1 pseudogene is annotated in these 301 nt (G+C 69.1%); it reads left to right on the top strand.

Features of this window, described 5'->3' with window-relative positions:
• Nucleotides 1–62: 62 nt before the first annotated feature.
• A pseudogene (locus AC0L3B_RS39160) lies at nucleotides 63–194 on the top strand (cobalamin biosynthesis bifunctional protein CbiET); the annotation flags it as partial.
• Between the last annotated feature and the right edge of the window lie 107 nt (nucleotides 195–301).

The raw sequence follows: 301 nt of genomic DNA, 5'->3' as shown, positions 1-301 counted from the left end.
ACTGGCCAGGTGCGCATGGATCGCCGCCAGCGGCCGGGCCACCACGGACACGCTCACCACCTCCTGCAACGGCCAGTGGCGTGCGCTTGCTGGTGTTGAGCAATGACGGCAGCAGCCCGGCGTTGATTGCCGCATTGTTGGCCGAGCGCGGCTATGGCCCCAGCCGGTTGAGCGTGTTTGAACACCTGGGCGGCGAGGCGTGGGAGGCGGGGTGCGTCGGGATCGGCCAGGCAGTCGATGGCGAGCAGGTTCAGGTCGGCCACCGCAGGCTCACCCCACGACTGCGCGATGCCGTCGATAC

This window comes from Bradyrhizobium sp. Kon56 (assembly GCF_055807635.1).
Note: the sequence above shows the minus strand (reverse complement) of the source record. Positions and strands in the feature narration are given on the sequence as shown.